This window comes from Parvibaculum sp., assembly GCF_035511255.1.
Classification (GTDB): domain Bacteria; phylum Pseudomonadota; class Alphaproteobacteria; order Parvibaculales; family Parvibaculaceae; genus Parvibaculum.
Window position 1 is genome coordinate 17,581 of sequence record NZ_DATKFR010000369.1, and the last position, 19,011, is coordinate 36,591.

Here is a 19,011-nt window from a genome sequence, read left to right on the forward strand (position 1 = left end):
GATTCGAGGATAAAGAACCGATCCGCAACCTACCCTCCACGGAGCAGGTGCAGCAAGCGCCGGACATCAGCCTGTCCGGACGCCGAGACGACGATTGAACCGATCGACGAGACGAATGCGGGCGTCGGGCAGATGCCTGTCGTTGGGCGCATAGAGATGGCGCTCCAGAAAATGGCCGGTGATGCGAAAGCCTTCGAAGACGTCTTCGGGCGTGGCCGCGCCAGCTTGCGAACCGCGCAGAAAATCCGGTAGGCGGAAGAGCCTCTCGCGGTAGGGCCAGCCCGCCTCCCGGCACACCGCGCCGCCGCTCCGGGGCGAAACATAGGCGAGATCGTCGCGGCTGCCGGTCGCGGCGCATTGCGCGAGATCGAGACCGAAGCCGAGTTCCTGGAGCAGCCCCAGCTCCCAGCGGACGAAAATGGCGGGCCAGATGTCCGGGTCTTCCATCGTATCGAGCAGCAGCTCGAAGCCTTCGTAAAGCGCCGGGTGGGCTTCGCGTTCGGGGATGATCTCCGCGATGGCGCAGGCGGCGCTGAGGCCGAGCAACGAAAAGGCATCTTCCATCAGCGAGCCGGCGCGCGGCTTCAGCATCTCCGCCGTATAGGTGCCAAGATGTTCTGAAAGGCGGGCGCGCCAATGCGCGGCGAGGCCGTTGCCCGGTTGGAGCATGCCCTTGTGCCGCCGCCCCGCGCCGCCGCGCACGAGGCCGAGATGGCGGCCATGCTCGCGCGTGAAGAGTACGACGATCGCGCCCGACTCGCCATAGGCGCGGGTCGACAGCACGATCCCCTCGTCACGCCATTCCATGGCCGCTCACCGAGTTAAAGCGATATCCGAACATCGGCGGATTATATCGCGCAGACGGATGCTTGCACGATTCGACTTCGGCGCCGCATTCAGTCTTTCGGGAAGTCGAGACCCATCTCGCGGTAGCGCTCGCGGTCGTCGCCCCAGTTCTCGCGCACCTTCACAAAGAGGAAGAGGTGCACCTTCGCCTCGAGCATGTCCTCGAGATCCTTGCGGGCGAGCTGGCCGACGGTCTTGATGGTCTGCCCGCCGGCGCCGAGGACGATCTTCTTCTGGCTGTCGCGCTGAACGAAGATGACCTGCTGGATACGGATGGAGCCATCCTTCTTCTGTTCCCAGCTTTCTGTCTCGACGGTCAGCTCGTAAGGAAGCTCGTCGTGAAGCCTGAGATAGAGCTTTTCGCGCGTCACCTCTGCGGCGAGCGACCGCAGGGGGACGTCGGCGGCCTGGTCTTCCGGATAATGCCACGCGCCTTTCGGCATCAGGCTCGCAATATAGGTCTTGAGGTCGGCCACGCCGTCGCCGCTCAGCGCCGAGATCATGAAGGTCTTGATGAAGAGCCCCGTCTCGTTCAACTCTGCGGCGAGTTTCAGCAGCTTCTCGCGCCCCTTCTCGCTCGTCATCACATCGGCCTTGTTGAGCACCAGCACGGCCTTGCGGCCCTGCTCGCGCAGACCTTCGAGGACGCGCTGCAGGTCCTCGGCACGCTCGCGCTCGGTGTCGACGAGAAGGATCACGACGTCGGCGTCGCCCGCGCCGCCCCAGGCGGCATTGACCATGGCGCGGTCGAGACGACGCTTCGGCTTGAAGATGCCGGGCGTGTCGACGAAGACGATCTGCGTATCGCCTTCCATCGCGATGCCGCGAATACGCGCGCGCGTCGTCTGCACCTTATGGGTGACGATCGTCACCTTGGAGCCGACCAGCGCGTTCAACAGCGTCGACTTGCCGGCATTCGGCGCGCCGATGATCGCGACGAAGCCGCACTTTGTCTGCCGGTCGGCGACGTCGATATTTTCGGGCTCACTCATTTTCCGTCCAGACTTTTTGCCGCATCAGGATCGCTCGCGCTGCCGCCTGTTCGGCCTGCCTCTTCGAGCTTCCCATGCCTGTTTCCTCCGGCAATCCCTTGACCTCGATCCGCACCTCGAAAACGGGTGCATGATCCGGGCCGGAGCGGCCGATTTCTTTATAGACCGGGACACCGCGTCCATGGCCTTGCGTCCATTCCTGTAGCGCCGTCTTCGGGTCGCCGCGCAACCGCGCCGGCGCCGTCATGAGGTGCTTCCATTCAGCGGTTATGAAACCCGTCGCCGCCGGCAAGCCGCCATCGAGATAAAGCGCCGCGATAACCGCCTCGCAGGCATCGGCGAGAATCGCGGCCTTTTCGCGGCCGCCCGCCCTTTCCTCGCCCGGACCGAGCAGAAGATGCTGCCCGAGGCCGATCCGTTCGGCGATTTCAGCGCAAGCTTCCTTGCGGACGAGGGCATTGTAGCGAACCGCCAGTTCGCCCTCTTCCGCCGCTGGAAATTCGCGCATCAGCCATTCGGCGATGGCCAGGCCGAGTACGCGGTCGCCGAGGAATTCGAGCCTCTGATTGCTGGACGAAGCAGGCTTTTCGCCGGTGAGCGCACTCGGGTGACACAGCGCAAGATCGAGTAGCGTCTGATCGGAAAAGCTGTGGCCGAGGCGCGCTTCCAGCACCCGGCGATGGCGGCGATCCTTGCTCAATCGACCCACATGAAAATACGTCCCACCCGCGTCGCCGAGGGCCAGCGCCAGAATTCCCAGAAATGGGCGCTACTGTCGGTCGAGAAGAAGATGATCTCGGCCTTGCCGACGAGATTTTCGAACGGCACATAACCGACCACGCTCGGTACGCGGCTGTCGGAGGAATTGTCGCGGTTGTCGCCCATCATGAAATAGTGATCCGGCGGCACGACGTAGACGCCGGTATTGTCGAACTCGCCGTTCTCATAGAGATCGAGCGTCGTGTAGGACACGCCGTTCGGCAGCGTTTCGCGATATTGCGGGACGCGACGCACGCCGTAATCGTCGCGCACCACGAAATCCTCGACCCGGACGCGCGGAACCGGTTTGTCATTCAGATAGAGGACGCCGTGCTTCATCTGGATCGTGTCGCCCGGCAAGCCGATCAGCCGCTTGATGAAATCCGTGCGGTTGTCCGTCGGCTTCTTGAAGACGACGACGTCGCCGCGCGTCGGCTGCCTTCCGAAGATGCGGCCATCGAAAAGCGGCGGACTGAACGGCAGCGAGTGCTTGGAATAGCCGTAGCTGTACTTGGCGACGAAAAGATAATCGCCGATCAGCAGCGTCGGCATCATCGAGCTGGAGGGAATATTGAAAGGCTGAAAGAGAAATGCGCGTATGAGCAACGCAATAAGAAGCGCGTAACCGATCGTGCGCACGTTTTCGGCGAATGCGCCGGTCCCGGCCTTCTTCATATTGTCAATCATCGACATTCATCCAGCTCCTCGGCCCATCCGGCCACGCTTCGCCCTTTCGGACAGGCGGACCATAGCACACACCTTCCGGCGGCCAACCGTCTACCCGCCCTGACCCGCAGGCACCGTGCCTGCCGGTATGGCCGAAATTATGACGAAGGCCTGGGCCATCGGGTGGTCGTCGGTAATGGTTATATGGACCACGGCCTCCATGCCCGGCGGGGTGATGACCTTCAGCCGCTCGCGGGCGCCGCCGGTCAGCATCATGGTCGGTTGGCCGCCGCGTAGGTTGACCACGCCCATGTCCTTCCAGAACACGCCCCGGTTGAGACCCGTTCCGAGCGCCTTGGCGCAAGCTTCCTTGGCGGCGAAGCGCTTGGCATAGGAAGCGGCCCTGTTGCGCCGCCTGTCCGATTTTTCACGTTCTATATCGGTGAAGACGCGCTCCGTGAACCGCTTGCCGAAACGCTCCAGCGTCTTTTCGACCCGGCGGATGTCGATCATGTCGTTGCCGATGCCGATGATCATGCGATCCTCTTTCCGGACGCCTCGGCGCGCGCCTTGTCCATCAGCGCCCGCATCCGCTTGATCGTCGAGTCGAGCCCGCCGAAGATCGCTTCGCCGATCAGGAAATGCCCGATATTGAGTTCAGCCACCTGCGGCAGCGCCGCGATCGGCGACACATTGTCGAAGGTCAGACCGTGGCCGGCATGGATTTCGAGGCCCTGTTCGGCGCCCTCGCGGGCGGCATTCGTCAGCCGGGCCAATTCCTCGTCCCTTCGTGCCGCGTCGACCGCGTCGCAATAGGCGCCGGTATGCAGTTCGACGACCGGCGCACCGAGCGAATGCGCGGCTTCGAGCTGGCGCATGTCGGAATTGATGAACAGCGAAACGCGAATGCCCGCGTCGCGGAGCTTCGCGACATAAGGCGCCAGATGATTATGCTGGCCGGCGGCGTCGAGTCCGCCCTCAGTCGTCACCTCTTCGCGCCGCTCCGGCACGATGCAGCAGGCATGTGGCTTGTGGCGCAGCGCGATCTCGAGCATCTCCGCCGTCGCCGCCATTTCGAGATTAAGCGGCAGCCCGATCTCATTCATCAGCTTGTCGATGTCCTCGTCGCGGATGTGGCGCCTGTCCTCGCGCAGATGCGCGGTGATCCCGTCCGCGCCGGCGGCAGCGGCGGCATGGGCGGCACGCACGGGATCGGGATGATCGCCGCCGCGCGCATTGCGAATGGTCGCGACGTGATCGATGTTGACGCCGAGGCGCAGCTTCGTCGCCTTCTGTCCGCTCATGCTTCGGTCTCCCGCAGGCCCTTATTCCTGCTCATCGTCGTCGATCCCCGCATCCAGTTCGGCCTGCCGGGCAAGGATGCGTGCTTCCAGTTGCTCCCGCCGCCGAAGCTGGTAGGCCGCGACGCCCGTCTTGACGATGAAATATGTCACAAGCGCGGCAGCCAGGCCGAGCGGGATCGATCCGAGCGCCATTGGCACCAGCACTGGCAAGACCATGTCGAAGGCCTTGTGGCTCATGAGGACCTCGGAAAGGTTCACATGATGCCGGCCCGACATGCCGAGCAGACGGGAACCGAGATCATAGGTTGCAAACCAGATCGGCGGGTAGCTCAGCGGGTTGCCGACTAGCGTCCCGAAGGCCGCCGCCAGAAGATTGCCCCTCAGGACCCAGGCGATCACGATTGCGAACACGATATGGAAGCCGAGAAAGGGCGTGAAGGAAATGAAAGCCCCCGCTGCCACGCCAACTGCGATCGTATGGGGGGTGCCGGACAGCCTCCAGACGCGCCGCCAGACATATTGCGTCGCCCGCTTCCAACCGATGCGGGGCCAGAGCGCCTCCCGCAGCTTTTGCAGGGGATGTAGTTCGACCCTACGCCGGAACACGGATCATTCCTTACTTCAGGCCCCTGCTGCCCGGCTTCGTCGCGGGAAGCTTGGCAAGCTCGGGCGGCAGCTTGTCCGCCGGATAAGCAGGGACGTCGATCTGCGCGAGCGAGACCAGCTTGACGCCGACCTTGGCCTTGCCGCCGGAACGGTCGATCAGGCAAGCCGCCGCGACGACGCGCGCACCTGTCTTTCTGATCGCGGCGATGCATTCGCGCGACGACAGACCGGTCGTCACGATGTCCTCGACCATCAGAACGTTCATGCCCTTCTTGAGTTCGAAACCGCGGCGGACGGCGAACTCGCCATTCTCGCGTTCGACATACATGGCGGGCACGCCGAGATGCCGCGCCGTTTCGTAACCGGGAATGATCCCGCCGACGGCCGGCGAAACGATCGCGTCGATCGGCTTGTCGATCTCTTCGCGGACCTTCGCCGCGAGCGCCTTGCAGAGCTTCGACGTCCGCTTCGGATTCATGAAGACGAGCGCCTTCTGCAGAAAGAGCGGGCTATGAAGGCCCGAGGAAAGAATGAAGTGGCCCCTCAGGAGAGCGCCCGATTTCTCGAATTCCTTCAGAACCTTAGCTTCTTTCATGGTGCCCCCTGAGTTTGGTGCATCGGGATAGCAGATTTTGGCCGCGATGACCCGGAAAAGTTAAGTGACGGCCCGCCTCAACGGCGCGGCCTTGTGACCTTGCTGACCACCGACAAGCCGTTGAGCGCCGACATCACACGTGTCAGATGCTTGAAGTCCCGGACCTCCAGATCGACCTGCATGTCGTAGAAGTCGGGGTCGCGCTGCGTCATCGAGAGATTGGTGATGTTGCTGCCGTAATCGGCGATCAGCGACGTGATATGGCCAAGCGCACCGACCTCGTTGCGGGCGGTGATGCTGAGACGCGCCGGGAACATCTGCGGGTGCTCGGGATCGACGTCCCAGGTCACGTCGAGCCAGCGCGACAATTCACCGTCGAACTCTTCCAGCGCCGGCGCGTCGATCGGATAGATGGTGATGCCCTTGCCCGGCGTGACGATGCCGACAATGCGCTCGCCCGGCAGCGGAAAACTGTCGGGTGCCATGCTGATGGCGAGACCGTGCCCGCGCCCCGAAAGCCGGACGACCGCGCGCTGGTCTCCCGCGCCGTTCGCCGCCTTGACGGGCTTCCGCCGGCTCTTCTTGGCGGGCAGTTCGGGGTAGACCGCTTCCAGCACCTGCTGGCCGGTCAGTTCGCCCGCGCCGACCGACGCCAGAAGATCGTCCACGTCGTCCTGATGCAGGGCGCCGATGGCGCGTTGCAGGATCACGTCGGTCATATCCTTGCCGGCCGCGTCGAAAGCGCTCTTCAAGATCTGCCGGCCGAGGCGACCGAATTCGGCGAGCTTTGCCTGGCGGATCGACCGGCGGATGGCGGAGCGCGCCTTGCCAGTCGCGACGAAGGCTTCCCAGGCGGGCGACGGGCGCTGCGCCTGGGAGCGGATGATCTCCACCTCGTCGCCGTTCTGCAGCACCGTGCGCAGCGGCATGTGGCGCCCGTTGATCTTGCAACCGACGCAACTGTCGCCGACATCGGTGTGCACGGCATAGGCGAAGTCGATGGGCGTCGCGCCGCGCGGCAGCGTGATGAGGAGGCCCTTGGGCGTGAAGCAGAAGACCTGATCGGAAAACATCTGGAGCTTGGTGTGCTCCAGGAATTCCTCGGGCGTGCCGCCATGTTCGAGCATTTCGATCAACTGCCGCAGCCAGCGGAAGGTGCTCGCGAATTCGGACGATTTCTCGGCGCCGCCCGCGCCTTCCTTGTAGAGCCAATGCGCCGCGATACCGAGTTCGGCGACCTCGTGCATCTTGTGCGTGCGTACTTGGATTTCGACGCGCTTCTGCTCCGGCCCGATCATCGTGGTGTGGATCGAGCGATAGCCGTTGTTCTTCGGCGTCGAGATGTAATCCTTGAAGCGGCCCGGCACCATCGGCCAGTTGGTATGCAGAACGCCGAGCGCGCGATAGCAATCGGCGACATCGTCGACGATGACGCGGAAGCCGAAAATGTCCGAAAGCTGTTCGAGCGAAATGGCGCGGCGCTCCATCTTGCGCCAGACGGAATAAGGCCGCTTCTGCCGGCCGTCCACTTCGCAGGCGAGGCCTCCCGCCTGCAGCTTCGCCTGCAACTCGTCGGCGATGCGCTGGACGATGTCGCCGCTCGCGGCGCTGAATTCGTTGAGACGCTTCAGCAGCGTCTCGCGCGCTTCCGGGTTCAGTTCCTTGAAGGCGAGATCTTCGAGCTCTTCGCGAATTTCTTGAATGCCCATGCGGCCGGCAAGCGGCGCATAGATATCCATCGTCTCCTGCGCGATGCGCTGACGTTTTTCCGGCGAGGGTATGTATTGCAGCGTCCGCATGTTGTGCAGGCGGTCGGCGAGCTTGACCAGCAGCACTCGGATGTCGTTCGACATGGCGAGCAGGAACTTGCGGAAGTTCTCCGCTTGCTTGGAATGTTCCGATGTCAGTTCGATGCGTGTGAGCTTGGTCACGCCATCGACGAGGTTCGCGACCTCCGGGCCGAAGAGCTTGGTCAGCTCCTCCATGGTCGAGCCCGTATCCTCGATCGTGTCGTGGAGGATCGCGGTGACGATGGTCGCCGTGTCGAGCTTGAGGTCGGTCAGGATGCCCGCGACCTCGATCGGGTGCGAGAAGTAGGGGTCGCCCGAGGCGCGCTTCTGGTTGCCATGTTGCTTCATGGCGTAGACATAGGCGCGGTTGATCAGGGCTTCGTCCGCCTTGGGATCGTAGCCGAGTATCCGATCGACCAGTTCGTACTGACGCAGCATTCCTCGAACCTTGCCAGCTCCGGGTTAACACCCGCACAAACAAAAGCGCCGCCCTTACCTTCCGGCGGGGCGGCGCTCTAAACCGAATGACGCTCGGGAGCGGAACTCCTCTCCGCCGTTAGCTAAAGCTCAGTCTTCCCCGTCCATGTCGTCCGCATCGGCGGATTTCTGCTGCGGCGAGTCGATCTGGCTCTGAATGGCGCGCAGAAGCTCTTCCTCGCTCATGCGGTCGCCGCCGGCGCCGGCGCCGAAGGTATCGATCTCGGCGGCCTGAACCTCGCCCGAGGTCAGAAGCTGAAGGCTCTCGGCCTCCGGCTCGTCCGTCTCGACACGCTTCTGCATGCTGCCGACGAGGTCTTCACGCAGATCGGCCGGGGTGACGGTCCGCTCGGCGATCTCGCGCAGGGCGACGACGGGATTCTTGTCGTTGTCGCGGTCGACGGTCAGTTCAGCGCCGGCCGACATGGCCCGGGCACGGTGCGCGGAGAGCAGAACCAGTTCGAACCGGTTCGGCACCTTGTCGACGCAATCTTCAACGGTCACACGCGCCATGTCGCAACTCCGGGTATAGCGGGGGAAATCTATTGTGCGCTGTATGTAGGGTCTGGGCAACCAGAAGGCAAGCAGAAACAGGCTCTTAGACGGCCGGATTAGGCCATTTCAGCGGCGAATCCGCTCAATTCCGGCCAGCGCCGCCGGGCCCCGGTCGGCGTGGAGCCGCGCCAGCAGCCTTGCCGCTCCCTCCCCGCTGACCGGGTGACGCCATTCGGGAGCCACCTCCAGAAGGGGGACCAGGACGAAACCCCGTTCGGCAAGCCCCGGATGAGGCAGCGCCAGCGGCAAGGCACCCAGCCCAGCTTCCGGGCCCCGCGGGCCTTTGGCGGGGATCACCTGGTCGTTGAAATCCAGCAGGTCGAGGTCGAGCGTCCGCTCACCCCAGCGGACGCGCCGGACCCTGCCGAACAGGGCTTCGATCCGGTGAAGCGCATCCAAAAGCGCTGTCGGCGGCAAGACGGCCTCGATGGCGATAACGCCGTTCACATAGGACGGCTGGGTATAAGGCGAAATGGCCGGTGTGCGGTACCAGGAAGAACGCCGCCGGACGGAAATGCCGAAGGCGGGCATAATGGCGAGGGCGCCTTCCAATATTGTTGTCGGTTCGCCATAAACACTTGTTAGGTTTGCACCCAGTCCAACCAGGATCATTGCATTTCGTCCATACACTTCTTTAGTCGTTTTCAAAGTATCGGCGCTTCTGTAGCTTGCCGTCATATGCAATGACTGCCGCAGGCCCCACCTCATTTTCATTTGCTGGTTATAAGTACTCGCAGGAAATCCATATGAATTTTTATCCGCAGGAACGCATTGCCCTCTTCATCGACGGCGCCAATCTTTATTCCGCCGCTCGCGGGCTCGGTTTCGACATCGACTACAAACGGCTCCTCGAACTCTTCCGCACCAAGGGTACCCTGCTTCGCGCCTTCTACTACACGGCTTTGCTCGAGGATCAGGAATATTCGCCGCTCCGCCCCCTGATCGACTGGCTCGACTACAACGGCTATTCGGTCGTGACGAAGCCCGCCAAGGAATTCACGGATGCGGCGGGCCGCCGCCGCGTCAAGGGCAACATGGACATCGAACTCGCCATCGACGCCTTGGAGATCGCCGACAAGATCGACCACATCATCCTTTTTTCCGGCGATGGCGATTTCCGCCGCCTCGTCGATGCGATCCAGCGCAAGGGCAAGCGCGTCACCGTGGTCTCGACCATCCGCAGCTCGCCGCCGATGATCGCCGACGAGCTTCGCCGTCAGGCCGACCAGTTTGTCGACCTCGAAAGCCTGCGCGGCGTCGTCGGCCGCAACCAGGACAATCGACATCAGGCTCCCGCGCCCGCCGAGGATGACGACGACTATTACGACGACGAGGACGAGGACGATCTCGATCTGCCCGCGCGCGCCTGACGCATCCCATGTCGGAAATCGAAATCGCGACACCGGAAGCGCCGCGCGACTGTCCGCTCTGCCCGCGTCTCGTCGCCTATCGGCGTGAAAATCAGGCGGCGCATCCCGATTGGTTCAACGGACCCGTGCCGTCATTCGGCACCGAGAACGCGCGACTCTTGATTGTCGGGCTTGCCCCCGGCGTCCAAGGGGCGAACCGCACCGGGCGCCCTTTCACGGGCGACTATGCCGGCGATCTGCTTTATTCGACGCTGATCGAATTCGGCTTCGCCAAGGGGGCGTATGAGGCTCGGCCGGATGACGGACTGAAGCTCGTCGACGCGATGATCTCCAACGCCGTGCGCTGCGTGCCGCCGCAGAACAAGCCGACGCCGCTGGAAGCGAAGACCTGCCTGAGATTTTTCTCGGCGCGTCTCGCGGCACTCCCGAAACTCACCGCCATCCTCGCCCTCGGCCGCATCGCGCATGACGCAGTGCTGACCGCGCATGAAGCCAAGCGCTCGAAATTCCCCTTCGGTCATCAGGCAAACCACGATCTCGGCGACGGATTGCGGCTTTTCGACAGCTATCACTGCTCGCGCTACAACACGAATACCGGCCGGCTGACGACGCCGATGTTTCATGCGGTATTCGGGGATATACGGGCGTATCTGGACGGGAAGTGAGTCCGGATGTCCGTCCAGAGCCATGCACACCTACAAAAAACAAGGTGTCATCCCGGCGAAAGCCGGGACCCAATCCAGATCGATGCAGACTCAAGCGGTTTGATTGGATACGCGGCGGCGGGATCGAGAAGGCTTGCCAAAAAATGTTACTAAGGGAACCAATGGGTCCCGGCTTTCGCCGGGATGACACATTGGGGTGGGGCTAACTCATCCCCTTTCCTAACTATACCTCTGCTCCGTCCACGGATCGGCTTCGTTGTGATAGCCGCGCTCTTCCCAGAAACCGGGCTTGTCGACCGGGCTGAATTCGATCCGTCGGATCCACTTCGCGCTCTTCCAGAAATACCATTGCGGCACGATCGCGCGCACCGGGCCACCATGCTCTCGCGTCAGCCGTGCGCCTTCCCAGCTATGGGCGATCAGCACGTCGGGCTCGTTGAAGACCTCGAGTTTGATATTGGTCGTATAGCCGTCATAGGAGTGGAAAATGACGTGACGCGCCTCCGCCGTCGGCTTCACGAGATCGACGATGGTCCGCGAAGAGACGCCGTCCCAGTTATTGTCGTAGCGGCTCCAGGTCGTCACGCAATGGATGTCGCTGACCTCGTGGACCTGCGGAAGTGCCATAAATTCATCGAAGGTCAGCGTGACGGGATTCTCGACCGCGCCCTCGATCCTGAGTCGCCACTTGTCGAGCGCGATGTCAGGCTGGACGCCGAGATCGAGGACCGGCCATTTCTCGACGAGATGCTGTCCCGGCGGCAGGCGGTTCGCGTGGCGAAGGTCGGCCTTGCCGGTGAGGTGGCGCCCCTCGGCCGCGGTGCGCTCCTTGGAGCGGATCAGCTTGTCCTTGATCTGCCCGATCAGTCCGGGCTTGTCGTCGTCGCTCATCGGGGCTCCTTTCGGACCTAACCGCGTTCGCGCATGACGCGCGCCTTGTCGCGCTCCCAGCTCCGCTGCTTTTCCGTCTCGCGCTTGTCGGCCATCTTCTTGCCCTGCGCCAGACCGATCTCGACCTTCACCCGGCCCTTGTCGTTGAAATACATCTTCAACGGCACGAGCGTCATGCCCTGCCGCAGGACGGCCTGCGAAAGCTTGTCGATTTCGCGCCGATGCAGCAAGAGCTTCCGCGGGCGGCGAGTCTCGTGGTTGAACTGATGCGCCTGCAGATAGACCGGGATATAGGCGTTGACGAGCATGATCTCGCCCTGCTTCGTCGCTTGCGCATAGGCCTCGTTGAGACTGCCCTGCCCGACGCGCAGCGACTTCACCTCGGTGCCCTTGAGCTCGACACCCGCCTCATAGACGTCGGAGATCGAATAGTTGAAGCGTGCCTTGCGGTTGTCGGCAATGATCTTCCGGCCGTCTCCCAGCTTCTTCTTTGCGCCGCCGCTCTTCGATGACATGTCTTCTCGGTTTCAGAAACTCAGTTGATGAGGCCGGCATGCCGCATGGCGCCGCGGACCTTCTCGCGCGTCGGTTCGGTCACGGGCACGAGCGGCAGCCGCAGCTCGTCGCGGCAGAGGCCGAGCAGGCTCGCCGCATACTTGATCGGACCGGGGCTCGGCTCGATGAAGAGATTGTGGTGAAGCGGCATCAGCCGGTCGTGAAGCTCGAGCGCCTTGCGGTAATCTCCGGCGAGCGTCGCGGTCTGGAATTCCGCGCAGAGCTTCGGCGCGATGTTCGCCGTCACCGAGATGCAGCCCTGCCCTCCATGCGCGTTGAAACCGAGCGCAGTTCCATCCTCGCCGGAAAGCTGGATGAAATCCGGTCCCATAGCGGCCCGCTGCAGGCTCGCCCGGGCCAGGTTCGCGGTCGCATCCTTCACGCCGACGATATTTTTCAGTTCGAAAAGCCGCGTCATCGTCTCGAGGCTGATGTCGACGATCGTCCGGCCGGGAATGTTGTAGAGAATGATCGGCAGGTCGACCGCGTCGTTCAGCGCCTTGAAGTGCTGATAGAGCCCTTCCTGCGACGGCTTGTTGTAGTAGCCCGTCACACAGAGCGCGCCGTCGGCGCCAACCTTCTTCGCGTGCCGCATCAGCTCCAGCGCCTCGGTCGTGTTGTTCGACCCGGCGCCCGCGATCACGGGAACCCGCTTCTTCGTCACCTCGACGCAGATTTCGACGACCTTGCGGTGCTCTTCGTGGGACAGTGTCGGCGACTCGCCCGTCGTTCCGCAGGGCACGAGGCCGTGCGTTCCCTCGGCAATCTGCCATTCGACCAGTTTGGCGAACGCGTCCTCATCCACCTTGCCGTCCCGGAACGGGGTGATGAGAGCGACGTACGATCCCTTGAACATGTTTCTCGAGCTCCAATGCCCCCGCTTCGTCGGGGTCTGCTTGCCTTTCAGGCGGCGCGCACGATAACCATAACCCTCGGGCGCGGCAAGGATTCCGCCGAAAACCCGGGGAATGCGGCTTGCGGCCCATTGCCCTGCTTGTTACCACAAAGGTAATCTCAATGAACGACAATCCGGCGTGGAATAGCAGATGGCCGGAATGCCGTTGAAGGGGTCGAGAACGTTCCTGTGGGGGGCGGTCCGGCCGTGTTTCATGAACTGGACCGCTCTTTTGCCTGATCGTGGCTCCGATCGATCGCCGAACAGGGCTGGTGCCCGCGAGGCGGCGCGCGGCCTGGTGCGCATCGCCGTGTTCGCTGTGGGCGCCTCCCTTCTGCAGCCGGCCGGATTTGCGGCGGCCACAACGTCCCATAAGACGTCCGCGAGCGAAAAGACGGCCACCAAGAAAACGACGACAAAGAAGACCTCGACGAAAAAGAAAACGCCGGCGAAGAAGCCCGTTCAGGCGGCGGCGAAGCCCAAGCATCATCTGGCGACAGTCAGTTCGACGCTTCTGAGCAAGGCGGATCTCGCCGCCCTGACCGACGCTTTCGCCGAGGCAGACCGCAAGCACTGGTCGGAGGCGATGCGGCACGCCCGCCGCTTGAGCGACCCGGTCGCCGCGAAACTCGTCCTCTGGACGCGCCTCGTCTCGCAGGATTCCGGCGCCACGCTGGCGGAGATCGTCGCCTTTCAGCAGCAGAACCCCGACTGGCCGCGCCAGGCATTGCTGACGCGGCGCGCCGAGGAGGCCGTTCTTGCTTTTCCGATGAGCGACCAGGACGTGATCGCCTGGTTCGGCGCGCATCCTCCGGTGACCGGCGAAGGCCGGCTGCGTTATGGACAGGTGCTCGCCGCCGCCGGTCGCAAGGAGGAAGCGAAGAACTGGATTCAGCGCGCCTGGGTCGAGAATGATTTCGCGCCGGGGCGGCAGAAGGAAATCCTCGCCAACTTCCGTTCCTATCTCACGCTCGCGACGCATAAGGCGCGGCTCGACCGGCTGCTCTGGGATGAACGCACGGCGGATGCGCGCCTCACCGCCGCGCTGATCGACGCAAACGCACGGGCGCTCGCCGATGCGCGCATCAAGCTGATGACGCGCTCGACGCTCGCCACGGATGCGCTGACGACCCTGCCCTCGTCCCTCAAGACCGACCCCGGCCTCCTTTACGATCAGGTCCGTTACGAGCGGCGACGCGGCAATGACGATCAGGTGATGCCGCTGGTGCTCACGGCGCCCAATCAACCCCACGCCATGGTCAACCCCGACGCCTGGTGGGTCGAGCGCAAGATCGCCGCCCGCAAGGCGCTGTCGCTCGGCCAGTACAAAGAAGCCTACGAGATCGTCTCGAAGCACGGCCTCGAAAACGGCGCCGATTTCGCCGACGCCGAATTCATGTGCGGCTGGATATCGCTTCAATACCTCAACAATGCGAGCGCCGCGCTGGCGCATTTCGCGCGCCTCGGCGACGCCGTCTCGACCCCGATCAGCAAGGCCCGCGCCGAATACTGGTCGGGCCGCGCGGCATCGGCCAATCGCGATCCAAAGGTCGCGGAGCTCTATTATCGAAAGGCGGCCGCTTATCCGACGACCTTCTACGGTCAGCTCGGTGCCGCCGCGCTGGCAAGCATGGAAGGCGGCACGGCGCGTCTTCACCTGCCGAAAGACCCCAAGCCCTCTACTGTTGGGGTCGCGAACTTCGACAAGCTCGAACTCGTCCACGCGGCGAAGCTGCTGAACGACCTCGGCCGCGAGGGCCAGACATGGAGCTTCATGCTCCATCTCGCCGACATCCTGGACGAGCCCGAACAGGTGGCGGCGCTGTCCGATCTCGCGCTCAAATTCGGCGATCAGAAGCTCTCGCTCCGCATCGCCAAGGCGGCTTCCCAGCGCAATATCATCCTGCCGCAGCGTGCTTATCCCGTCGCCTTCATGCCGGACTATCGGGCCAAGGGGCCGACGGTCGAAAAGGCGCTCGTCTACGGACTGTCGCGGCAGGAGAGCGAATTCGATCCTGCCGCGATGAGCCCCGTCGGCGCGCGCGGATTGATGCAGCTGATGCCAGGGACGGCAAAGATCGTCGCGAGGCAGATCAACGTACCCTATTCATCCACACGCCTGACCAGCGACCCCGCCTATAACGCGATGCTGGGCTCGGCCCATCTCGGCGACCTGATCGAGGGCTATTCCGGCTCCTACATCATGAGCATCGCGGCCTATAATGCCGGCGCGAGCCGTGTCGGCGAATGGGTGGATCAATTCGGCGATCCGCGCTCGACCAAGGCCGACCCAATCGACTGGATCGAGAACATTCCCTTCTCCGAAACGAGGAATTACGTCCAGCGCGTAATGGAAAACACCGAAATCTACCGCAGCCGTCTCGCCGGCAAAGCCGAGCAGATCCGTCTCGAGGCTGACCTGCGCCGCAATACGGGGATGGCGATCACCACGGCCATGCCGGTGCCGGGCCGCATTCCGCTTGCATCGCCGCTGATTGCCGCCTCCGCCATGGCGCCCGTCGTCGAGGATGGCGAAACCGGCATCAACGCGGAACCTGCATCCGGGGCGACGACGGCGGCGGTGGAGGCTGCCACCGCAACAGCCGTTCCCACACCCGTCGCACCGAAGCGGACGCATTCCAAACAATGACGCCGTCGGCCCATCGCGAATTTTTTTACACGACACAAGACGGCTTGCGCCTCTTCGCGCGGGATTATGGCGCACGCGGATCGCGGAAGACCCCGGTGATCTGCCTGCCCGGCCTTACCCGGAATTCGAAGGATTTCGATGACCTTGCCCGGCGCCTCAGCGCCACGCGGCGCGTCCTCTGCCCCGATCTGCGTGGGCGCGGGCGTTCGCAATATTGCGAGAACTGGACGGACTACACCCCCGCCAACGAAGTGCTCGACATTCTCGACCTCATGGGCGCCGCCGGCATTCACCAAGCCGTCTTCGTCGGCACTTCGCGCGGCGGCATCGTCGCCATGTTGATGGCGGCGCAGCGGCCCACCGCCATACGCGGTGTCGTCCTCAACGATATAGGTCCCGAGGTCGCAATCGCCGGCCTTCAGCGTATTGCCGGCTATGCCGGGATCGGCGACGCACCCGCCACATGGACGGAGGCCGCCTTCCGCCTGCGCATGATGAACGAGCGCGAGTTTCCAAATCTCACCAGCGACGACTGGTATATGCAGGCCCGGCGCACTTTCGCAGAAGAGAACGGCGTGCCGAAAGCGGATTACGACGCGAAGATCGGCACGGCGCTGCGCAAGGGGCTCGAAGCGGCGAACGGCGCACTCCCCGACATGTGGCCGCAGTTCAAGGCCCTCGGCCACATTCCGGTCCTCGTCATTCGCGGCGAGAATTCCGACATACTCTCGGCGGAGACCGTGAAGCAGATGGGGAAGCGCCACGGCGATCTTTCCAGCGTCACCGTCAAGGATCGCGGCCATGTTCCATTTCTCGACGAACCGGAGGCCATTGCCGCGATCGACGGGTTTCTGGCCAAATGCTGATCCGTGCCAGCAATCCCGACGACGACGCCGCGATCTGGCCGATCCTTGAGCCGACGATCCGGGCGGGAGAGACCTACCCCCTGCCCCGCGACATGGCAAAGTCGGAGGCGCTCGCCTACTGGCACACGCCCGGTCACCATGTCTTCGTCGCTGACAAGAACAACGCGATCCTCGGCACCTATTACCTGCGCGCCAACAATCGCGGCGGCGGGTCGCATGTCGCCAATTGCGGCTACATGACCGCCGAGACCGCGCGCGGCCAAGGCATCGCGCGGGCGATGTGCGAACATTCGCTGGTACAGGCCAAGACTCTCGGCTTCCGCGCCATGCAATTCAACTTCGTCATCTCCCGCAACGAGGCCGCCGTCCATCTCTGGCAGGCTTGCGGCTTCGAGATCGTCGGTCGCCTTCCCGAAGTCTTCGATCATCCGCGTTTCGGCCTCGTCGACGCTCTCGTCATGTACCGCACGCTCTAGCCGCGCCTCACTCTCAGCATCTGCGTCGCGCCGATCTGAAACTCGAACGGTACCGTCACGAGCTCGGGAAAGAACCCGGACGCCTCGAGTTCCGTCATGACCGCAGGCAGGTGGCTCGATGGACGCCCATCGAGATTGATCAACGGAAATATTCGGACCTCGCGCGCGACGCGAGCAAGTTCGCGCACGGCCGCGACGTGGAAATCGCAGTCCAGTTCATCGCCATAAAGAAAGAGAAAATGCGACGACAATGCGAGATCGTAGACGTCATCCGCAAAGGGGAGATCGGGAAGCGCCGCCGCGACATAGCGCGATCCACGCCGCCGCTCGAAATCCGCCACGAACAAGTCGAGCGCCTCGCGCCTGCGTCGATGCACAGCCTCCTCGGAACCGTAGAAATTCCATTTGAAGCGATAGGCGGCAAGCCGCATACCCTCGCGCATTGCGCGCGCCGTTTCCTCGAAGCGCCGCCGGATCTTCCCGCCGTCGAAGCCGTAGATCGGATCGGCGGCCGTGACGTCGAACCCGCGCGCCGCCGCCTCGACCGCGAAGGAGGCCGGGCCTCCGCCCGCGTCGAGAATGGCGGTGCCGGTCGCGACATCGCCGAGGGCGAAGAACGCCTCGTATTCGTCGAAGCGCCGCCCCCATGGGACGACACCGTCCAGATTGAATTCCTTGAGCATTTCGAACTCCGTTTCAAAGCCGGAGCCGCCCTCTCCCGAGGCGGCTTCGTTCCGAACGGAGAAACAAAAAGGCCGCCTCCAGGTGGGGCGGCCGATCCGACAGGTCGATAGACGACATGACTGGGCCACCCGTCAGGTGGTCCACCAGCCCGCTTCATTGAAGCTGCGAAAAGATAGGCATGTCATCGGTCTGTCCTCGCCCGGCGAAAGCCGGGATTGCCGGTAATCTACTCTTGCGGCGGAGGCTTGCCAAGGCCCTCATCCCGGCTACTCTCCGGGACCTCAATCATAAGGGATGCGTCCGATGAGCTACACCGACATTCTCTACGCCGAGACGGATGGCGTCGCGACGATCACGATCAATCGCCCGGACAAGATGAATGCCTTTCGTGCGCAGACCTGCGAGGAACTGATCGACGCGCTCAACCGGGCGGCATGGTCGAAGGAGATTGGCGTCATCGTGCTCGCGGGGGCCGGAGATCGAGCTTTCTGCACAGGCGGCGATCAGTCCGCCCACGCCGGAAAGTATGACGGCCGCGGCACTATCGGCCTGCCCATCGAGGAAGTCCATTCCATCATCCGCGAAGCGCCGAAGCCGGTCATCGCGCGGGTGCAGGGCTATGCCATCGGCGGCGGCAATGTGCTCTGCACCGTCTGCGATTTCACGATCGCGTCCGAAAAGGCGATCTTCGGTCAGGTCGGCCCGCGTGTCGGTTCCGTCGATCCGGGCTTCGGCACGGCCTATCTCGCCCGCGTCGTCGGCGAGAAGAAGGCGCGCGAAATCTGGTATCTCTGCCGCCGTTACACCGCCGCCGAGGCACTGGCCATGGGGCTCGTCAATGCGGTCGTTCCCCCCGAAGACCTCGATGCCGAGATCGCGCGTTGGTGCGCCGAAATTCTCGAGAAGAGCCCGACGGCCATCGCCATCGCCAAGCGTTCCTTCAACGCCGACAGCGATCACATCAAGGGCATCGGCGCGATGGGCATGCAATCGGTCGCGCTCTATTACGACACGGACGAAGCGCGCGAGGGCACAAATGCTTTCAAGGAAAAACGCAAGCCGGACTTCCGCAAGCATGTGAAGTAAGCATCCGTCGGGGACAGCAGGTTCGCATTCAGGGGGAACGGGAATTGCATTCGTTTATCGAGGCGCGCATCAGCTCGGCGAGCATATCGGCTCTGTTTGCGCACTCCCGGCGGCTGCTCGCGGATTATCTCGGGTCCCCTCTGGCCACGCTGGCCGTCGCGATTTTCCTGTGGGAATCGTATCACTTCGTCCCGCAAGCCGACGATGCGTTCATCAGCTATCGTTACGCCGCGAATCTGCTGCATGCTCATGAACTCGTCTTCAATATCGGCGAGTATGTCGA

Annotated in this window: 22 protein-coding genes; 7 read left to right on the top strand and 15 right to left on the bottom strand. The window is 63.2% G+C overall.

The features are described from left to right. Window positions 1-66: 66 nt before the first annotated feature. The 11 genes from recO to folK form a co-directional block, all read right to left on the bottom strand. Window positions 67-807, bottom strand: coding sequence for a DNA repair protein RecO (recO, locus tag VMR03_RS14160; RefSeq protein ID WP_325406303.1), 741 nt, complete (start codon window positions 805-807; stop codon window positions 67-69). An 89-nt stretch (window positions 808-896) separates the two neighbouring features. After that, window positions 897-1,838, bottom strand: coding sequence for a GTPase Era (gene era, locus VMR03_RS14165; protein ID WP_325406305.1), 942 nt, complete (start codon window positions 1,836-1,838; stop codon window positions 897-899). Continuing rightward, entirely contained in the window at window positions 1,831-2,547 is a 717-nt protein-coding gene (gene rnc, locus VMR03_RS14170; RefSeq protein WP_325406307.1) for a ribonuclease III, read from the bottom strand. Before rnc ends, era begins: the two co-directional genes overlap by 8 nt. Continuing rightward, window positions 2,535-3,290 (bottom strand): signal peptidase I, encoded by a 756-nt coding sequence (gene lepB / locus VMR03_RS14175; RefSeq protein ID WP_325406309.1) that lies wholly within the window; start codon window positions 3,288-3,290, stop codon window positions 2,535-2,537. The genes rnc and lepB overlap by 13 nt, the downstream gene beginning before the upstream one ends. Before the next feature lie 84 nt (window positions 3,291-3,374). Beyond that, on the bottom strand, window positions 3,375-3,800 hold the full coding sequence (gene acpS / locus VMR03_RS14180) for a holo-ACP synthase (RefSeq protein WP_325406311.1): 426 nt from the start codon (window positions 3,798-3,800) through the stop codon (window positions 3,375-3,377). After that, window positions 3,797-4,567, bottom strand: a complete 771-nt coding sequence (locus VMR03_RS14185; protein WP_325406313.1) for a pyridoxine 5'-phosphate synthase — start codon at window positions 4,565-4,567, stop codon at window positions 3,797-3,799. The genes acpS and VMR03_RS14185 overlap by 4 nt, the downstream gene beginning before the upstream one ends. A 21-nt stretch (window positions 4,568-4,588) precedes the next feature. Next, window positions 4,589-5,173, bottom strand: a complete 585-nt coding sequence (locus VMR03_RS14190; protein WP_325406315.1) for a DUF2062 domain-containing protein — start codon at window positions 5,171-5,173, stop codon at window positions 4,589-4,591. 10 nt (window positions 5,174-5,183) lie between these two features. Then, window positions 5,184-5,768 (bottom strand): orotate phosphoribosyltransferase, encoded by a 585-nt coding sequence (gene pyrE / locus VMR03_RS14195; RefSeq protein ID WP_325406317.1) that lies wholly within the window; start codon window positions 5,766-5,768, stop codon window positions 5,184-5,186. A gap of 77 nt (window positions 5,769-5,845) precedes the next feature. Continuing rightward, entirely contained in the window at window positions 5,846-7,996 is a 2,151-nt protein-coding gene (locus VMR03_RS14200; protein WP_325406319.1) for a bifunctional (p)ppGpp synthetase/guanosine-3',5'-bis(diphosphate) 3'-pyrophosphohydrolase, read from the bottom strand. A gap of 129 nt (window positions 7,997-8,125) precedes the next feature. Further along, window positions 8,126-8,548 carry a DNA-directed RNA polymerase subunit omega gene (gene rpoZ / locus VMR03_RS14205; RefSeq protein WP_325406321.1) on the bottom strand — a complete coding sequence of 141 codons (423 nt, stop codon included), beginning with the start codon at window positions 8,546-8,548 and terminating at the stop codon, window positions 8,126-8,128. Between the two features lie 108 nt (window positions 8,549-8,656). Continuing rightward, window positions 8,657-9,202 carry a 2-amino-4-hydroxy-6-hydroxymethyldihydropteridine diphosphokinase gene (gene folK / locus VMR03_RS14210; RefSeq protein WP_325406323.1) on the bottom strand — a complete coding sequence of 182 codons (546 nt, stop codon included), beginning with the start codon at window positions 9,200-9,202 and terminating at the stop codon, window positions 8,657-8,659. A 134-nt stretch (window positions 9,203-9,336) separates the two neighbouring features. On the opposite strand from folK, the gene VMR03_RS14215 reads away from it, so the two are divergent. Further along, window positions 9,337-9,960: an NYN domain-containing protein gene (locus VMR03_RS14215; RefSeq protein WP_325406325.1), complete on the top strand. Its 624-nt coding sequence runs from the start codon at window positions 9,337-9,339 to the stop codon at window positions 9,958-9,960. Window positions 9,961-9,968: 8 nt separating this feature from the next. Continuing rightward, window positions 9,969-10,625 carry a uracil-DNA glycosylase gene (locus tag VMR03_RS14220; RefSeq protein ID WP_325406327.1) on the top strand — a complete coding sequence of 219 codons (657 nt, stop codon included), beginning with the start codon at window positions 9,969-9,971 and terminating at the stop codon, window positions 10,623-10,625. 219 nt (window positions 10,626-10,844) lie between these two features. Here the strand turns inward: VMR03_RS14220 and VMR03_RS14225 are convergent, their stop codons facing one another. Genes VMR03_RS14225 through dapA form a run of 3 tightly spaced genes read right to left on the bottom strand, consistent with a single transcriptional unit; the run spans window position 10,845 to window position 12,927 of the window. Then, window positions 10,845-11,516 carry a sulfite oxidase-like oxidoreductase gene (locus VMR03_RS14225; protein WP_325406329.1) on the bottom strand — a complete coding sequence of 224 codons (672 nt, stop codon included), beginning with the start codon at window positions 11,514-11,516 and terminating at the stop codon, window positions 10,845-10,847. 17 nt (window positions 11,517-11,533) lie between these two features. Next, a complete protein-coding gene (gene smpB / locus VMR03_RS14230) occupies window positions 11,534-12,031 on the bottom strand; it encodes an SsrA-binding protein SmpB (RefSeq protein ID WP_325406331.1) in 498 nt (165 codons plus the stop codon). 20 nt (window positions 12,032-12,051) lie between these two features. Further along, window positions 12,052-12,927 carry a 4-hydroxy-tetrahydrodipicolinate synthase gene (dapA, locus tag VMR03_RS14235; protein ID WP_325406333.1) on the bottom strand — a complete coding sequence of 292 codons (876 nt, stop codon included), beginning with the start codon at window positions 12,925-12,927 and terminating at the stop codon, window positions 12,052-12,054. Window positions 12,928-13,180: 253 nt separating this feature from the next. Here dapA and VMR03_RS14240 point away from each other — a divergent pair, with 253 nt between their 5' ends. From VMR03_RS14240 to VMR03_RS14250, 3 genes are all read left to right on the top strand, one after another. Continuing rightward, the gene (locus tag VMR03_RS14240) at window positions 13,181-15,616 is read left to right on the top strand and encodes a lytic transglycosylase domain-containing protein (RefSeq protein WP_325406335.1); all 2,436 of its coding nucleotides are present in this window, start codon (window positions 13,181-13,183) and stop codon (window positions 15,614-15,616) included. 95 nt (window positions 15,617-15,711) lie between these two features. Next, window positions 15,712-16,482 (top strand): alpha/beta hydrolase, encoded by a 771-nt coding sequence (locus VMR03_RS14245; RefSeq protein ID WP_325406337.1) that lies wholly within the window; start codon window positions 15,712-15,714, stop codon window positions 16,480-16,482. Continuing rightward, window positions 16,476-16,958 carry a GNAT family N-acetyltransferase gene (locus VMR03_RS14250; protein ID WP_325406339.1) on the top strand — a complete coding sequence of 161 codons (483 nt, stop codon included), beginning with the start codon at window positions 16,476-16,478 and terminating at the stop codon, window positions 16,956-16,958. The genes VMR03_RS14245 and VMR03_RS14250 overlap by 7 nt, the downstream gene beginning before the upstream one ends. On the opposite strand, the gene VMR03_RS14255 is transcribed toward VMR03_RS14250, so the two are convergent. Then, window positions 16,955-17,641 (bottom strand): hypothetical protein, encoded by a 687-nt coding sequence (locus VMR03_RS14255; protein ID WP_325406341.1) that lies wholly within the window; start codon window positions 17,639-17,641, stop codon window positions 16,955-16,957. The two genes, VMR03_RS14250 and VMR03_RS14255, sit on opposite strands and share 4 nt — an antisense overlap. A gap of 304 nt (window positions 17,642-17,945) precedes the next feature. On the opposite strand from VMR03_RS14255, the gene badI reads away from it, so the two are divergent. Further along, a complete protein-coding gene (badI, locus tag VMR03_RS14260; RefSeq protein ID WP_325406343.1) occupies window positions 17,946-18,728 on the top strand; it encodes a 2-ketocyclohexanecarboxyl-CoA hydrolase in 783 nt (260 codons plus the stop codon). 44 nt (window positions 18,729-18,772) lie between these two features. Beyond that, window positions 18,773-19,011 (top strand): hypothetical protein (locus VMR03_RS14265; RefSeq protein ID WP_325406345.1); only part of this gene is annotated, 239 nt, incomplete at its 3' end.

Excerpts from the sequence above, each read along its gene's own strand:
- pyrE (WP_325406317.1), bottom strand. The coding sequence starts at position 5,768 with ATGAAAGAAGCTAAGGTTCTGAAGGAATTCGAGAAATCGGGCGCTCTC.
- VMR03_RS14240 (WP_325406335.1), top strand. The coding sequence starts at position 13,181 with ATGAACTGGACCGCTCTTTTGCCTGATCGTGGCTCCGATCGATCGCCG.
- folK (WP_325406323.1), bottom strand. The coding sequence starts at position 9,202 with ATGATCCTGGTTGGACTGGGTGCAAACCTAACAAGTGTTTATGGCGAA.
- badI (WP_325406343.1), top strand. The coding sequence starts at position 17,946 with ATGAGCTACACCGACATTCTCTACGCCGAGACGGATGGCGTCGCGACG.
- VMR03_RS14225 (WP_325406329.1), bottom strand. The coding sequence starts at position 11,516 with ATGAGCGACGACGACAAGCCCGGACTGATCGGGCAGATCAAGGACAAG.
- VMR03_RS14200 (WP_325406319.1), bottom strand. The coding sequence starts at position 7,996 with ATGCTGCGTCAGTACGAACTGGTCGATCGGATACTCGGCTACGATCCC.
- VMR03_RS14185 (WP_325406313.1), bottom strand. The coding sequence starts at position 4,567 with ATGAGCGGACAGAAGGCGACGAAGCTGCGCCTCGGCGTCAACATCGAT.
- smpB (WP_325406331.1), bottom strand. The coding sequence starts at position 12,031 with ATGTCATCGAAGAGCGGCGGCGCAAAGAAGAAGCTGGGAGACGGCCGG.
- recO (WP_325406303.1), bottom strand. The coding sequence starts at position 807 with ATGGAATGGCGTGACGAGGGGATCGTGCTGTCGACCCGCGCCTATGGC.
- lepB (WP_325406309.1), bottom strand. The coding sequence starts at position 3,290 with ATGTCGATGATTGACAATATGAAGAAGGCCGGGACCGGCGCATTCGCC.
- era (WP_325406305.1), bottom strand. The coding sequence starts at position 1,838 with ATGAGTGAGCCCGAAAATATCGACGTCGCCGACCGGCAGACAAAGTGC.
- VMR03_RS14220 (WP_325406327.1), top strand. The coding sequence starts at position 9,969 with ATGTCGGAAATCGAAATCGCGACACCGGAAGCGCCGCGCGACTGTCCG.
- rpoZ (WP_325406321.1), bottom strand. The coding sequence starts at position 8,548 with ATGGCGCGTGTGACCGTTGAAGATTGCGTCGACAAGGTGCCGAACCGG.
- acpS (WP_325406311.1), bottom strand. The coding sequence starts at position 3,800 with ATGATCATCGGCATCGGCAACGACATGATCGACATCCGCCGGGTCGAA.
- VMR03_RS14250 (WP_325406339.1), top strand. The coding sequence starts at position 16,476 with ATGCTGATCCGTGCCAGCAATCCCGACGACGACGCCGCGATCTGGCCG.
- dapA (WP_325406333.1), bottom strand. The coding sequence starts at position 12,927 with ATGTTCAAGGGATCGTACGTCGCTCTCATCACCCCGTTCCGGGACGGC.
- VMR03_RS14255 (WP_325406341.1), bottom strand. The coding sequence starts at position 17,641 with ATGCTCAAGGAATTCAATCTGGACGGTGTCGTCCCATGGGGGCGGCGC.
- VMR03_RS14215 (WP_325406325.1), top strand. The coding sequence starts at position 9,337 with ATGAATTTTTATCCGCAGGAACGCATTGCCCTCTTCATCGACGGCGCC.